This is a genomic window from Ligilactobacillus ruminis DSM 20403 = NBRC 102161, from assembly GCF_900113455.1.
Classification (GTDB): Bacteria; Bacillota; Bacilli; order Lactobacillales; family Lactobacillaceae; genus Ligilactobacillus; species Ligilactobacillus ruminis.
Map to the genome: position 1 here is coordinate 1 of NZ_FOPI01000019.1, position 14,044 is coordinate 14,044.

16 protein-coding genes and 1 riboswitch are annotated in these 14,044 nt (G+C 45.8%); of the genes, 7 read left to right on the top strand and 9 right to left on the bottom strand.

All coding sequences use genetic code 11. From position 1 onward, the window contains the following. Positions 1-265, top strand: a 265-nt coding sequence (locus BMZ95_RS06615) for an IS3 family transposase (protein WP_143454974.1), incomplete at its 5' end; no start/stop codon positions are given. A 333-nt stretch (positions 266-598) separates the two neighbouring features. On the opposite strand, the gene BMZ95_RS06625 is transcribed toward BMZ95_RS06615, so the two are convergent. The 8 genes from BMZ95_RS06625 to BMZ95_RS06660 form a co-directional block, all read right to left on the bottom strand. After that, on the bottom strand, positions 599-2,623 hold the full coding sequence (locus tag BMZ95_RS06625; protein ID WP_046922031.1) for an Orn/Lys/Arg family decarboxylase: 2,025 nt from the start codon (positions 2,621-2,623) through the stop codon (positions 599-601). Beyond that, positions 2,620-4,071: an APC family permease gene (locus BMZ95_RS06630; protein WP_046922030.1), complete on the bottom strand. Its 1,452-nt coding sequence runs from the start codon at positions 4,069-4,071 to the stop codon at positions 2,620-2,622. Before BMZ95_RS06630 ends, BMZ95_RS06625 begins: the two co-directional genes overlap by 4 nt. A gap of 500 nt (positions 4,072-4,571) precedes the next feature. Beyond that, complete coding sequence (locus BMZ95_RS06635) at positions 4,572-5,039, bottom strand: hypothetical protein (protein ID WP_046922029.1); 468 nt, start codon at positions 5,037-5,039, stop codon at positions 4,572-4,574. Next, positions 5,020-5,682, bottom strand: a complete 663-nt coding sequence (locus BMZ95_RS06640; protein ID WP_046921549.1) for an ABC transporter ATP-binding protein — start codon at positions 5,680-5,682, stop codon at positions 5,020-5,022. The genes BMZ95_RS06635 and BMZ95_RS06640 overlap by 20 nt, the downstream gene beginning before the upstream one ends. 11 nt (positions 5,683-5,693) lie before the next feature. Next, positions 5,694-6,344: a hypothetical protein gene (locus tag BMZ95_RS06645; RefSeq protein ID WP_014074216.1), complete on the bottom strand. Its 651-nt coding sequence runs from the start codon at positions 6,342-6,344 to the stop codon at positions 5,694-5,696. Beyond that, a complete protein-coding gene (locus BMZ95_RS06650) occupies positions 6,341-7,075 on the bottom strand; it encodes a hypothetical protein (RefSeq protein WP_014074217.1) in 735 nt (244 codons plus the stop codon). The genes BMZ95_RS06645 and BMZ95_RS06650 overlap by 4 nt, the downstream gene beginning before the upstream one ends. Further along, positions 7,062-7,862, bottom strand: coding sequence for a hypothetical protein (locus BMZ95_RS06655; RefSeq protein ID WP_014074218.1), 801 nt, complete (start codon positions 7,860-7,862; stop codon positions 7,062-7,064). The genes BMZ95_RS06650 and BMZ95_RS06655 overlap by 14 nt, the downstream gene beginning before the upstream one ends. Positions 7,863-7,910: 48 nt before the next feature. After that, positions 7,911-8,330, bottom strand: a complete 420-nt coding sequence (locus BMZ95_RS06660; RefSeq protein ID WP_041820182.1) for a hypothetical protein — start codon at positions 8,328-8,330, stop codon at positions 7,911-7,913. 123 nt (positions 8,331-8,453) lie between these two features. On the opposite strand from BMZ95_RS06660, the gene BMZ95_RS06665 reads away from it, so the two are divergent. From BMZ95_RS06665 to BMZ95_RS06690, 6 genes are all read left to right on the top strand, one after another. After that, positions 8,454-8,684, top strand: coding sequence for a helix-turn-helix domain-containing protein (locus BMZ95_RS06665; protein WP_041820184.1), 231 nt, complete (start codon positions 8,454-8,456; stop codon positions 8,682-8,684). 512 nt (positions 8,685-9,196) lie between these two features. Further along, entirely contained in the window at positions 9,197-10,072 is an 876-nt protein-coding gene (locus tag BMZ95_RS06670) for a metal ABC transporter solute-binding protein, Zn/Mn family (protein ID WP_046922028.1), read from the top strand. 18 nt (positions 10,073-10,090) lie between these two features. Beyond that, on the top strand, positions 10,091-10,747 hold the full coding sequence (locus BMZ95_RS06675) for a metal ABC transporter ATP-binding protein (RefSeq protein WP_046922027.1): 657 nt from the start codon (positions 10,091-10,093) through the stop codon (positions 10,745-10,747). Then, positions 10,747-11,547: a metal ABC transporter permease gene (locus tag BMZ95_RS06680; RefSeq protein WP_014074221.1), complete on the top strand. Its 801-nt coding sequence runs from the start codon at positions 10,747-10,749 to the stop codon at positions 11,545-11,547. The genes BMZ95_RS06675 and BMZ95_RS06680 overlap by 1 nt, the downstream gene beginning before the upstream one ends. Positions 11,548-11,741: 194 nt before the next feature. Continuing rightward, complete coding sequence (locus BMZ95_RS06685; protein WP_014074222.1) at positions 11,742-12,305, top strand: ECF transporter S component; 564 nt, start codon at positions 11,742-11,744, stop codon at positions 12,303-12,305. 138 nt (positions 12,306-12,443) lie between these two features. Then, a riboswitch (THF riboswitch) is annotated at positions 12,444-12,546 on the top strand. A 63-nt stretch (positions 12,547-12,609) separates the two neighbouring features. Continuing rightward, on the top strand, positions 12,610-13,164 hold the full coding sequence (locus BMZ95_RS06690; protein ID WP_014074223.1) for a folate family ECF transporter S component: 555 nt from the start codon (positions 12,610-12,612) through the stop codon (positions 13,162-13,164). 103 nt (positions 13,165-13,267) lie between these two features. Here BMZ95_RS06690 and lepB read toward each other — a convergent pair whose 3' ends face one another. Next, on the bottom strand, positions 13,268-13,798 hold the full coding sequence (lepB, locus tag BMZ95_RS06695) for a signal peptidase I (protein WP_046922026.1): 531 nt from the start codon (positions 13,796-13,798) through the stop codon (positions 13,268-13,270). Between the last annotated feature and the right edge of the window lie 246 nt (positions 13,799-14,044).

Consider the following 14,044-nt stretch of genomic DNA (forward strand, 5'->3'; position numbering starts at 1 on the left):
GCCTTACTATACTCAAAGATTGGCTAACCATCACTTTGTTCAAAGTATGTCTCGTAAGGGACATTGTCTGGATAACGCACCAGTGGAAAGCTTTTTCCACATACTGAAAACTGAGTTGCTGGATGGGCTACCATTATTTGAAGACATTACTGCATTTCAAATGATGGTTCAAGACTATATCCATTTCTTTAATTACGAACGGGTTTCTTTAAAAACAAAAGGCATGACTCCGGTAGAATACCGAAATCATGCCATGACAGCTTAATTGTTTAATTTTGTCTAACTTTTTTATTGCACTTCAGTAACTGGCACGGATTTCAAATCATTATTCATTCAGTTGGGGCGTCGGCTTCACACCTTGTTAATCAGGCTCAGACCAGCAACAAGGCTCATGATAAGTTCGTGCCGCGTCGCGACTGCGCTTTCGCTGATCGCTCGCGCCCCTCCTTATCTACCGCCTTGTTAAGCGGTTGGTCTTCACACCTTGCATAATCAGGTTCCGCCTCACAACCCCCTTGTCCCAAGCACCCTTGCTCGGGCAAGACGAGCTTACCCGTCGCAAGCGCGCCTTGGATACGCGGGGGCTGACCGTTCGGCTTCACACCTTGTTTTTCAGCACATATCCCTTCGCCACGTGCTTTCCGTTTTCATCCTTTTCAAGATATATCCCCTGAATCTCGGGATCAAATCCCGGAAACTCGTCCATTGCGCCCATCAGCAGCTTGAAGTAATCGACGTCAAGCTGCTGCCAGCGCTCACCGGGAGCGACGATGAAGACTCCTGGCGGATAGGGAAGCGCACCCTCAAGCGCGATGCGATCGACGATGTCGTCAAGATCGACCAATTCGCCCTCGTTTCTCATGAAGGCAAGATCAGCGTCATACGGAAGCATTTCGTAGTCGTTGAACGTCTTCTTTATGAACAGGTCGCGCTGAAGATGCCACGTCTGCCGACTGCTGTAGTATGAGTGCATTTCGTCGCACAGGCCGTGAAGCGTCACGTCCTCATAGCGTTCCCGGTTCATCCCGTACAGACGCGGCAGCGCCGTTTCGACCGGAACGTCGTCCAAGTAGAGACGCTCGAATTCCATCAGCGTACGGTACAGGACGTCAAGGTCTGCGGCGGGGCTTCCCGGCGTCACCAGGAACAGAAGCGAGTACAGGTCGGATTTCTCAGGCACGATACCGTGTTCCATGAGGTATTTTCCGACAACCGGCCCCGGGATGCCGCCTTCTTCGTATTCACCGGATTCGATGTCGATTCCCGGACACTTCACGACAATCTTGACGGGGCTTTGAATGGCTTCTCCGGCACCGCATCTCCTGAAGCTTTCAACGTCCCGGACCGTCGTGAAGAGGCTGCTTTCCTCCATTCTCCTGCAAAATGCAGAGCACGCATCCACGGTATCCTGCCAAAATGCGCTGTTGCCCGAAGCTTCTGCCATGGCCGCATTGACCGTCAGCGAAGCGTAGACAGGATAGGAGTAGCTGGTCGTCACATACTTGAGGTAGGCATTGTTGAAGCGCTTGTGGTCAATGTAGCGTTCCTGTCCCCTGATGTGTGCATCCTTCTTCAGAATCTGCGACGTCTGCGCAAGACCAGCCTGCTGTTTGTGAACGGACTGCGTAACCAAAATTCCTGGATCTTCCGGACCAAGCTCAAGCTGAAGCGGCGACAGCTTCTTCATTGAGGAAACGAACTGTTCGTATCCGCCCCAGGCACAGTCGAACAAAACATAGTCGCACAACTTGCCGATCCTGTCCAGGATCCACTTGGCATTATAAAAAATCCCGTCATACGTTTCAAGCTGCAGGACGGCCAGCCTGAAGGGCCGCTTGGCTTGCGCCTTTTTCGGATCAACCTTGACAATTTGTTCTCTGATCTTTTCTTCGGTCAGTTCGTCTGCGACAAGCGGTCCGATCAGTCCCAGCGGATTGCGATCCGTTTTAAGATACACGGGCTTGGCCCCCGTCATCACGAGCGCGCTGTTATAAAGCGACTTGTGGTTGTTTCTGTCGAACAGGACCAGATCCCCAGGCGTCAGGCAGGCACTTGCGCAGATTGTGTTGGAGCTTGTCGTTCCGTTCGTGCAGAAGTAGGCCTTGTCGGCATTGAAGGCACGCGCGGCCTGTTTTTCCGCATCAAGCGGCGTTCCGCCGTGCGTCAAAGTGTCGCCAAGCTCCGGCACGGTATCGCTCGTGTCGGCATAGAGCATGCGCTCCCCGAAAAAGTTCTTGAACACGGCGCCTGCCGGATGAATCGCATAGAACTTTCCGTTGTGATGTCCGGGAGTCGCAAATGTCGTCCGTTTTTCATCCGCAAAGTTGACCAGATCGAGCAAGAAGCCGGGGACGTTTTTTTGCTCGTAATTTTCTGCTTTTTCCTTGATAAATGCAGTGCTTTGATTCATGGCGCCTGCATCGACTTCAACGATCGGAATTTCAAGTCGCGCTTTTGCTTTGATTTTTTCAGCAATTTTCATTGCCTCAGAATCGTTTTTCATAAAAGCGATGCAGGCAAGTTCCGCACCGTTCAATTTTTCTGAAAGCAGCACCGTTTCCCACGGCTCTTCAACCAAAGCTTTCACTTCAGCGGTCACGGCGATTTTCAAATACTTTCTCATTTTGCCTGCCCTCGTTTGAGCTCAAGCTTGCGCAAAAGCGGCAAGATGAAGCCCATGCCGAAGATCAGGAATACGAAGAAGAAGTTCATCAGAAGCTCATGATCGAACTGCTTGGTTCCAAGCTCTGCATTTTGCGGAATAAAGCCCATCGTTGCGCACACGAACGTGAACATGAAGCACCAAAAGCCGACGGCCAACGCCCCCTTCCGATTCTTGATGAAGACGTAATCCGAGCTGAACTCGTTTTGTCGATAGCGCACGGCCAAAAAAGCCACGAAAACAAGGCACGTCTTATACGGCGAAACGATGCCGTTCAGGTTAAGCAGCCAATTGTAAATTGAGTTGATGCTTGGAAGCGTTCCGCTCAAAAGCAGCAAAACAAGCGAAATTCCGGCCGTCAGCGTATAACTGTTAATCGGGCGACCATTCTTGTTTTTCTTCGTCAGCCAGCTAGGCATATACTTTTGGTTGACGTCCCCGGCAAATACACGGCTGGCAGCGTCGATCAAGATTGCAAGCTGCGCCAGCATGAAGAATGCCTGAACGACAGCAAACACGTACATCAAAACGCTGCCCATCCCGAGCTTTTCGCCCAATAATTTGAATGCATAGTACGGACCGTTCATCTTGAAGTCCTGCGGAATGTGATTGGCATCAAAGAAGACCGCAAGCGACAACGTTCCAAGAATCGTCAAAGCACCTGTCATAAGCGCAAGCACCCACATTGAGCGCGGAAATTCTTTTTTGGGATTTTTCATTTTGCTGATGTAAGGAGCCGCAAGTTCGGCACCGGACATCGCAAAAATAAGCAAACCGGTCGTTGAGAAATAGTGAAGAGAAAAACTCGGCTTGAAGGCTTCAAGATTAAACGGCTGCGTTGCGACATGCGCACCGTGCGTCACTGCCCAAAAAGTCATCAGGACGAACAGCATCGACATGATGAACATTGCGCCGCCGCCAATCAAAGACAGGATTTCAAGCGAGTCTTTGAAGAAGTTTTCCAATAAGATAAATGCCAGAATAATTGCAAAAGTCAGCAAGCCGAACGTAAACGTCGACATGTGCTTTCCAAGCGTCGCATCCCCGAGGATAATCCAACTGAACGACACGATGACCGAGTTTGACACGTCGACGAGGTACGGAATCGTCTGAACCCAGTACATCCAAGACGTCGCATATCCGAACAGATCGCTGCCGGTTCCGCGCCTGATCCAGGACGCCAACCCACCGGCCTGCTGATCAAACGTCAAGCCGAGCTGACTGACGATCAGTTCATAAGGGATAACGTAGGCAAACAACATGAAGATCCATGAAATGACAACCGATAATCCCTGATTTTGAAAGGGATAAAAGATGTTTTCAAAACTGATGATCGTGACGAAGTCGAGCAGCGTCAAAATCAGCCATGGCGTATATTTCTTGCTTGCATTTTGCTCTAAAGTATTCATTTTTTTCATCCTTTGCTTTTATGACTAGTTTAATCGGTTCAGTCACTCGAGCAATCACCTGACTTAAGCAAGGAATTGCTTGAGCTAGAAGCCAGGCGTGCCGGGATGCTTATTGGAAAACATTTCTCTTCCCCCTCTTTTCAAAAATACACTTAAATATTTTAAAATATTTTAATGAAAAAGCAAGTCAAATTGTGGGCAAAGAGTGAAAATACTTGCAGAAAAGTTTACGAACAAAGTCCCAATTTTCATCAATGCGGCCGATTTTGACAAATGCAGTGCTGCTCAAACTCTGCTCAATCCGTGCGCCAAGACGTCCTTACGGGCAAAACGGTGATTTCTAAGATTTGTCCGTAAATACCATCCCTAGGTTACTGAAAGCGCCCTCTTTTGGCTGTTTTCATCGCAGCAGGAGCTTGTCATGCATACGCAAAAACCGGTTTAGATTTGCAATCAACTGCAAATCAACCGGTTTTTCACTTCGAGCCATATTTTCCTCATCATTCAAAAAAATATTCAGCATATTTCATTTTGCCAAGTTTGTACCACAGCACGGTCTTGACGCCTTTTTTGCCAAAGTCTTCCTTATTGACTTTTCCTTCAATGACGTTTCTGCCCGGCTTGAGCTTGAGTCCTTCCGAAGCCTTGCCGTTGACTTTGTACGAGTCAAAATAATCAACCGTTCCGTCAGGCGTATTGACCAGCTGCAGATTTTCCAGAGATTGCGCCTTTTGGCTGTTCACGATCAGTTTGAAATAAACCTTCTTCGGTTCAACCTTTTCGACGTAGCGTTCAATCTCAATCTGCCTGCCGGAAATTTTCGTTCCAGCCTTTGCGCTGCAGCGAACGATTTTATACTGTCGGGCCAGCGCTGCATTTTCATGCCGAACTAACAAGAGACCTGCCGAAACCAAAGCCAACAAGACGAGTCCGATGCCGACAAAGCCTTTATTCGTCAATTTTTTCATCGCAATTAACCGCCTCTTTTTTGATCCTGCCTTCGCTCACGTAATAGATCTTATCCGCCACGTCATTGATGAACGTCTTGTCGTGACTGGAAATCAGCAAGGTTTTGCCGCGTTTTCTTTGTTCAAGCACGAGTCGCTTCAAAAATTCCTGACCGTCTTCGTCCAAAGCATTGGTCGGCTCGTCAAAAATCAGAAGACTCGGATCGGACAGCATCGCCATCGCCAAAAGCAAGCGCTGCTTCATCCCAAGCGAGTATTCCTTGTACGTTCTCTGATTGTTCGGATCGAGCCCGACATATCTCAAAAGCTTGTCCAAATCGTGTTTTTCAGACGCCAAAATATCCATCAGTTCCAGATTCTGCTTGCCGGTCTTGTCGGCCAAGGCCGCATATTCGACCATTGAATACCCAGTATCTTCGGCAAACAGGATGTCTTTTCGAAGCTTCTTTCCGTGCACGAAAACCTGCCCCGAATCAGGTTTCAAAAAGCCAAGAATCGTCTTGAAGATCAAACTTTTACCGGACCCGTTCGGACCAACGAAGCCGTAAATGCCCGGTTCGGAAATTTCAAGCGAAATATCGTCCAAAGCCACAAGGCTCTTCATTTTTTTAGTTACGTGTTCAATTTTTACGATGCTGCTCATCAAAAATCACCTCAAATAAAATCCAACTGCTTGATTCTAAAACCGCACCAAGCGATGATGATCAGCATTAGCAATGCTGCCAAAACATCCCCTGGCAAAATCGCCGTTCCTCTGACAAACATCAACCGGTCAAAAAACGGCATCCCATCGGCAAAAATTGTCAAAACCGCAATGACGACGACTAGCCCTTCGCAGATTACGGGCGAAAAAATCAGAGTCAGGAAGGCAAAGCACGCTAAAAACAAGAGCAGGCAAAACACTGCGGTCCATGCAAAATGCAGAGAATGATGCCTCGTCATAACCAACAGCAGCAAAACATTTGCTCCTCCGACCGAAAACAGATTCAGAACCGAACAAAAAAGATACTTGCCAAGACTGATGCTTGCGACCAACGGATAGTCATGCAAAATCAATTTGCGAAAGGAATCACCGATGACGACCTGATTAAAAATCACGATCAAAAACCATGACATCGGAAAGTACGGATTGCCTCTGAAATCTGAAATACCCTGCATCACGTCGCTTAAAAGCGGCCTTTGTCCAATTTTGGAATACTGAAAAACGGCAATGGCGCACAAAACAAGCATGATCAGTTCGCGGCGCCAAACGTTTCCGAGCATCAGTTTCATGTTTCTTGAAAAAAGTTTTCCAAAAACTTTCAACTCAAGCGCTCCCTTCTAAAAAGAGTCTTCTTGAAAATTTCAGACGCCAAAACGGCATAGCCTGCATTGATCAAACAGTCCAATGCAAATTCAAAAAAGCCAAAGCTTGTTGCATCGGGAATCAGCAAACCGCGCATGATCCAAACGGAAATGCCAAAAAATTCGAACGTTTTGGCTTCAATCAAAAACACGATTTGAAACAACAGCCACGTTAAAGGTTTTGACAGCACGTTTTCCAAAGCAAACGTCATGCACCCGAAAGCAAACCAGGCTAAAAAAAACAAACTCAAATCTCCTGCCAGGCAGAAGAAGGTTGTTTTTTGCACCTGATATCTGCCGCCAAAAAAGATTGCAAAAACCAACAGGCCCAAAATGGCGCCAGAAGTCAGGATGAAACAGGCTAAAAAGACCTTCGACCTTGTCAAACGTCCGATCTTTTCAGGCTGTTTCAACACAAACATTTCCCTTTCAAATCCGCAATCAGTCAACAACAGCAAAAAAATGGCCGAAAAAACGGGAAACAGTCCCAATTCACAATACTGAAGATTCGAAAAACTCGCAACGAACATTCTGCCGAGCTCAGTGTCGCCTTTATTCCCTATTGCAATATTGGCCCTGCATTTTGAAAGAACGGACGCAAAAGTCAAAACCGAAACGGCCAATCCCAAAACAAGAGCCTTGATGCGCGATTTTTTCGACGTTTTTTTCAAGAGATACTTATATGCTTGCATGCTTTCTTACCCCGACAATCTGAAAGACAAAAAGCAGCGCGACGCAGACCAGATAAAAGGCCGCCAAGCATCCAAGCGACGGCAGGTACATCTGCGACATGACCGGAAGCACCAGCAAAAACGACGGCAGATTGACGATTTTCTGATTGGCCAGCACGAAGAAGATCAACCCGATGATAAAGCCGCTGAACATGACCGTGAACCTGTTTGAAAAATAAAGTCCGCAAACGGCCGTCAGCATTCCGAACAATCCTGCCGCACACCCTGACAGAATTATATAAAACAAAATCAATTTAAATGGTTTAGAGTACATCCATTCAACGTGATACGTGAACAAACGACTGTAGCCTTCGCCTGAATTCAGCACTTGATCCGGCAAAACGTTCGGCAGCAGCAAAAAAACAAACATGACGTCTGCCGCCAAAACAAGCACGGTCTCGATAAACGTGACCGCATAAACCGAAGTCAGCGAACCGAGCACATAGCCGATTTTGCCCTTTTTCTGCAGCACGTGCATGATAAAGCCGCTGTTTGCGTCATCATACGTCATCTGACTGTTTCCGAGCGCTGCCATGAACGGAATCATCAACGAAAAAATGAGGCTCCAAAACGTGTCTGCCATAATCCATTTATAGTACGGACAAAATGCTTCCGGACTGTTTTTGAATTCGCCGATTTGCATGCGGAGAAAGCCGACCGCAAAAACAACGTGCAATAAAACGACTATCAGTCCGAGCAAAAAACCCGAAAGGTACCTTCTGGAAAAGGAACGCTTTACAAAATACACGATTTCACTTCCTATCAATGAAAGAATGATGCTTTTTCCAAATCTATATTAATATTTTCCACAATCTGCATGCCAAGTTCCATAGGCACTTCCATTCCCCCAAGATGATGCTTCAAGCCAAACGTTGTTTCCTTTGCCGTATTTTTCAACCGCATAATTAGTTATATAATATGTGTGGTTTCCATATATTCTTCTAGAACTACCAATAGAAGTGTTTCCCTTTCCGCCAACTAAATAACTGTGAATGTATGGCGTAACTGTATACCAAGGACGGGTGCACTTAGTTGATTTAAAATAAATATAAGACTTAGTCCATTTCTGTTGCCTATATGTTGCATCATATGGACTATTCCACCTGAATTCAAAATGAACGTATGACGTATTAGCAGCAGATGCTACGGAACCAAAGTTAGCAAAAAGAAGCAATACTCCTAAGATAACAGCCACTAATAAATTTCTCTTCTTCATAAAAAACACTCCCTCATTTTTAATCTTTTTGTAACATTACTACATGTGTCATTATACTATAATTAACTCAATTGTTGATTTGATTATTCATATTTGCATATTATTTTTTTGGGGGGCAGATTTATGAATTATGGGAAAATATTTAAATTGCTTCGCAAAGAACAGGGCTTGTCGCAAAAGCAGGTTGCAGCAGGCATCGTCTCGCAATCAACCCTGTCTCGCTTTGAAGAATCCGGAAACATCGATTTTTTGTCATTTATTCTTCTGTTGAAACGACTCGGAATGACCCCTTTGGAATTTATACAGTATTGTGATGATTTTGAAATAGGCGATTCTGATTATTGCCTTAAATAATTCTTAAATAATTCGATATATTTTCTTTAAATCCATTGTGTACAATTAAATTACAGCTTGAAGTAGAACACCAAAATTTGAATACACCCGCATCTGATCCTCCCCTTTCAGATGCGTCGGAAAGCTGATAATGCTGCGGACTTTCCCCAGTCTGCAGCTACAACACATACTCCTTTTTTCCTCCGTATTTCCCCATACGGAGGTTTTTTGTGTCTTCAGCGCAATTCTTCGTGCCTGACGCGGACTGCCAAAAACCAGAAGACGCTTTCGGGGTCGAGACGTTTCCTCAATCACTGATTGCCGAATGTTTCATTCAAAAATTCAAAAAAATTTAAATCGTAATCTTACTCCTCTTATTACGCTTAACATCGTAATACCGTTTTTGGCTAAATCGTAATAAGGTTGATATATCAACGTTTCTTGCTTGACAGTCATATTTTGGGCGGTTATGATTTTAATCGTAACAATTACTAAATAAAACTCAAGTACGCTGTTAAAGAAAGGAATTATGCATGAATAAAAGAACTCATTTGCTCTCATTATGTCTTTTGACGATCTGTACGCTGCTTATTCTTGGGGGATGCGCGAACCAAAGCAAAAAAAGCAGTTCTGACAAGCTGAACGTGGTTTCGACTCTGGATTTTTATGGAGAAACGGCCAAGGCAGTCCTTGGCAAAAACGGAACCGTCACGTCCCTTATCGACAACCCGAACATCGACCCGCACGACTTTGAATCCACGACCAAAACGGCCAAGCAAACCGCAAATGCCGATGTCATCATCAGAAACGGCGCCGGCTATGATGACTGGATCAAAAAACTTTCGGACAAAAAGAGCCTTTCCGCTGCCAGATTGATGAACGTCAAGGACGGTCAAAACGAACACCTCTGGTACAATCCTGAAACGATGTCAAGGCTTGCGGATGAACTGGTCAATGTTTTTTCAAAAAAAATGCCGTCAAAAAAAGCTGAATTCAAGCAAAATGCCGCTGCCTACAAGAAAAAAGTCGCCAGACTGAACAGCGAACTCGAAAAAATCAGAGCTGAAAGAATTGAGAAGCCAGTGGCCGTTTCGGAGCCGGTTTTTGACTACTCACTTGAAAAAATGGGTTACAAAGTCGCAAACGCTCACTTTGCCAAGGCAGTCGAAGAAGAAAGCGATCCGTCATATACGGACATCAAGAATCTGCAAAATAGAATCAAGCGAAAAGAAATCGCCTTTTTCGTGTATAATGTTCAAAGCGACGGCACGACCGTCAAAAACATCGTAAATCTTTGCAGAAAACACGACATCCCGGTTGTCAAGGTAACGGAGACGCTGCCAGAAGGAAAGAACTATTTCAATTGGCTGCAATCGGAATATCGTCAAATTGCAGAAATCGAAAAATAATCGGAAAGAAGAACGACTATGGATTCTATTTTGAAAGTGACCAACCTGAATCTGAAAATCCCCGACCGAACGCTTTTTTCAAATCTGTCATTTGAAATTCCGCGCAGAAAACTGACCTGTATCACGGGTGAAAACGGCGTCGGCAAAACGACTTTGATCAAGCATCTCCTAGCGGATTTATCGCATGACTACGAGGAACACGCCAAGTTCATGGTTTCAAGAGATCAGGTTCAATACGTGCCGCAGCTTCGAAGCATTGATGACGAATATCCGCTTTGCATTCGTGATTTTGCGGCTTTCGGGCTCAAAACCAACAGCATTTTTTTGAACAAAGAAGCCAAAGAAAAACTGGCCGCCATCCTCTCTGAAACCAATTTGACAAAAATTGCCGACCGACCGCTCGGACGCGCTTCCGGCGGTGAAAAGCAACGTGCCTATCTCGCCCAGGCTCTTTGTGCCGATCCGAAGCTTTTGATTTTAGACGAAGCAACCGCGAGTCTTGATCAGACAAGCAAGCACGAACTCTTGAAAATGCTTCGCAACGTCATGAAGGAACATGGCCTGACCATCATGTTCATCACGCACGATCCTGAATTGATTGCCGCTTATGCCGACTACGAACTGCATTTGGCAGACAAATCGGGAAAACTTATCAACAAGGGGGACAAGAACTGATGCTCCAATATGATTTCATGCGCTATGCTTTTATTGCCGGGATTTTCATTGCACTGATCTGCGGCGTCATGGGCGTCTTCGTCGTGGCGCGCCAGACTTCGTTTTTCACGCACACGTTGTCCGAAATCGGTTTTTCCGGTGCTTCGTTCGGCGTCTTTGCCGGCATTTCACCGCTTGCAGGGATGCTTTTGTTCACCTGCTCGTCTGCCCTCCTGATCGGTTTTTCAGGCGAAAAGCTCGGCCGGCGCGAATCTTCAATCAGCGTCTTCTCCGGTCTTTTCCTCGGACTCGGAATTTTGTTTCTATCCCTTTCAAACAAGCAGGCCAATTATGCAACGAGCATTCTCTTCGGGAGCATCGTCGGAATCAATCGCTCAAGCATTGACATTCTGGTCGGATTAAGCATTTTTTTGCTTTTGGTCATTTTCCTGCTGTTCAAGCGCTTGGCCTACAACTCGTTTGATTCGCAAGGCGCCGAATATAATCAGCGTTTCAACAAGTCGATTTCAATCATCTTCTTGATCATGCTTGCGCTGACGATCAGCATCACGGCGCAGATCGTCGGTTCATTGCTGATTTTCGTTTTACTGACGATTCCTGCATCGGCAGCCAAGTATTTTGCGCACACGCTGAAAAAGATGATCGTGCTCAACTTCCTGTTCGCTCTGTTCGGAATCTGGTTCGGCCTTGTTCTGAGCTGGGTGACCGATCTTCCGGTCAGCTTCTTCATCACCGTCATTGAGGCACTGATTTACGGCAGCGCAATCTTGAAGGAACATTTTGAGACATATCAAAAATAATTTATGTCAGCGGATGATTCGCAGCTTTTTTGTGAATCATCCGTTTTTTTGTGTCCGCACAGTCGGCATCTCATCCAAGCACATAATTGTATCGATACATTATCCAAAAATTAAATAAAGCATCGTTTATTAATTGATTTTTAACCATCCGAAACCTATAATTCACTTAACGCTATTATGAAGAAGGTTTTATTATGAGAAATGAAAAGCTTTACGCAGTAATTCGGGCAGCATTCTTCGCTGCGCTTGACTATGTCTTCGCAATGTTCCAGATTCACGTCCCGTCACCCGTCGGTCACCCGTTCGTAGATCTTGGTTTTTCTTTTGTTGCTCTGGGCACGCTGTTCTTGGGATTCAAGTACGGTTTTATCTCAGGCGCGATCGGCCTTGGCCTTTTTGATCTTCTGAACGGTTACGCCAATCATGCATACCTGACCGTCATGGAAGTCCTTTTGCTGACGGCGGCCGTTGCGGTTTCCTACAGGCTGCTGAAAAGAAATGACGGTCTTTCCCGCTCGTCACTGATTACAATCGGCATTGTCTCCGGCCTCGTCAAGATGTTTTCCGGCTATCTCCGCTATCTCGCCGAAAGTCTCATCGATGCCGGTCTTCCGTTCGGCAAGGCTGCCGTGACCGCGCTCGCAGCGTTTCCGGCCGACTTCGCAACAGGTTTCGTGATGTTCTTTGCAGTTCCAGTATTCTTCGTCGTCATGTCCAGAGTGACAAGCCGGATGAATCTGTCCGTACAGAGACATTGAAACAGGAAATAAGCGACAACGTCATTTTCCCGCGTCCGTGACCACATCCGGCTACAAGTGAACGATAACCATCAAGTTTTTAAGCAACATTCGTGTTTCATGGTGGATTTTGCACCCAATCTATGTTATATTATTCGTTACAGGGGTAGGAAGTCCTGCGTCAAGGGCTGACGGAACGGAATGTGAACGTCAGCAGAAAGGTCCTGTCATTGGCCTGCGTGGTTCTTCCGCATTCACCATAATTACAATTTCATAATTTTTGGTGCTTGTCTCCCCCAATAAACTTTAGGGAGATGTTTATCTAATGACAAAACTTACATGGAGCAGTCCTAAACTGACGACTCGAACCTTGACCTTTGGCGCATTGCTGATTGCGATTCAGCTTTGCCTGTCAAAACTGTCGGTTGGTCCCGAAAACGTCGTCAAGGTCGGATTAGGCTTTATCGGTACCGCAATGATCGGGTATTTCCTTGGTCCATGGCTTGGTGGAGTTGCATTGGTTTTGAACGACCTGATCAGCAACACCGTTTTTTCAACCGGATCGTCATTCTTTATCGGATTTACCTTCTCTGCATTTGTCACAGGCGTTATCGCCGGATTATTTTTGCACCGTCAGGAAATTACCTGGCAGCGTCTGGCAACGTACACTTTCTTTCAGATCCTGATTTCAAACGTGTTCTTCAACACGATGTGGATCTTTTTGATGTACTTCCAGACCAAAACGGCAGGCGCCTTGTATGGCCTTTTGGCTCAGCGACTTCCAAAGGAAATCATCAGCTGGCCGATTGAAGTCATCGTTTTGCTGTTCCTCATGAACGCAATCGAACGCTTGCCAATCAAATCTTTGAACAATAATTAAAGATAATGGGATCGGATAATCCGGTCCCATTTTAATTTTCTTCAAAAAATCAGCGCTTCAAAAAAGGCTTTTGACGCACGAACGCATCAAAAGCCTCCTATTCTCACTTATCCATTACGCCTACGACAGCCCGCTTGGGAACAAAGCCAAACATCCGGCTGTCTTCCGAAGTCGAACGATGATCCCCCAAAACGAAATAACTGTTTTCAGGAACTCTGTCGACGATCGTCTTCCAGTGATTGCGCACGCCAAGATCGTGCAGCGTCCAATCACCCGTTGAAGCCGACGTTTTTTGTTCTTCATTCAGATAGCTTTCATCAATTTTCCTGCCGTTGACATAGATGATTCCGTTTTTTGATTCGATGGAATCGCCTGGAAGTCCAATGACGCGTTTGATGTAATAGCCGCTTTCTTCCGGCTTGACGGACATCTTTTTGGTATCAAAGACGACGACGTCCGACCGCTTGATTTTTTTATGATATTCGATAAAAACCTTTTGCCCGGAATCAATCGTCGGGGCCATTGAGCTTCCGTAAACTTTGACTTCTGCACCGTTTTTCCTGAACATGAAAAAGGCCGTAAAACATAAAATACCCGTAACGAACCAGGCAGCAAGAACCTTTACTTTGCTCATAAATTCTCACCTCTGAGAAATTGTTATTCCCATTCTAGCATCATCCGTCCAGAATGTATAGAACAAGTCACCGATGCTTTCCTTCATGAAAAATGCAGTGCTCATAGCGACGGTCTTCTTGGCGATAAACATCGGAACTTGTGTCTCCGAAATAACGTTTAATCAAAAAAGAAAGCCACCGTCACTAGAAAACGCATTCACCGCATCTTCTTAAAAAAGCGACGTCCAAATCGCATGCGCAACTCG

What these genes read in the sequence shown, in the direction of transcription:
- BMZ95_RS06650 (WP_014074217.1), bottom strand. Translation starts at nt 7,075, where the DNA reads ATGCAAGCATATAAGTATCTCTTGAAAAAAACGTCGAAAAAATCGCGC.
- BMZ95_RS06640 (WP_046921549.1), bottom strand. Translation starts at nt 5,682, where the DNA reads ATGAGCAGCATCGTAAAAATTGAACACGTAACTAAAAAAATGAAGAGC.
- BMZ95_RS06690 (WP_014074223.1), top strand. Translation starts at nt 12,610, where the DNA reads ATGACAAAACTTACATGGAGCAGTCCTAAACTGACGACTCGAACCTTG.
- BMZ95_RS06680 (WP_014074221.1), top strand. Translation starts at nt 10,747, where the DNA reads ATGCTCCAATATGATTTCATGCGCTATGCTTTTATTGCCGGGATTTTC.
- BMZ95_RS06630 (WP_046922030.1), bottom strand. Translation starts at nt 4,071, where the DNA reads ATGAATACTTTAGAGCAAAATGCAAGCAAGAAATATACGCCATGGCTG.
- BMZ95_RS06685 (WP_014074222.1), top strand. Translation starts at nt 11,742, where the DNA reads ATGAGAAATGAAAAGCTTTACGCAGTAATTCGGGCAGCATTCTTCGCT.
- BMZ95_RS06670 (WP_046922028.1), top strand. Translation starts at nt 9,197, where the DNA reads ATGAATAAAAGAACTCATTTGCTCTCATTATGTCTTTTGACGATCTGT.
- BMZ95_RS06660 (WP_041820182.1), bottom strand. Translation starts at nt 8,330, where the DNA reads ATGAAGAAGAGAAATTTATTAGTGGCTGTTATCTTAGGAGTATTGCTT.
- BMZ95_RS06635 (WP_046922029.1), bottom strand. Translation starts at nt 5,039, where the DNA reads ATGAAAAAATTGACGAATAAAGGCTTTGTCGGCATCGGACTCGTCTTG.
- BMZ95_RS06675 (WP_046922027.1), top strand. Translation starts at nt 10,091, where the DNA reads ATGGATTCTATTTTGAAAGTGACCAACCTGAATCTGAAAATCCCCGAC.
- BMZ95_RS06625 (WP_046922031.1), bottom strand. Translation starts at nt 2,623, where the DNA reads ATGAGAAAGTATTTGAAAATCGCCGTGACCGCTGAAGTGAAAGCTTTG.
- BMZ95_RS06665 (WP_041820184.1), top strand. Translation starts at nt 8,454, where the DNA reads ATGAATTATGGGAAAATATTTAAATTGCTTCGCAAAGAACAGGGCTTG.
- lepB (WP_046922026.1), bottom strand. Translation starts at nt 13,798, where the DNA reads ATGAGCAAAGTAAAGGTTCTTGCTGCCTGGTTCGTTACGGGTATTTTA.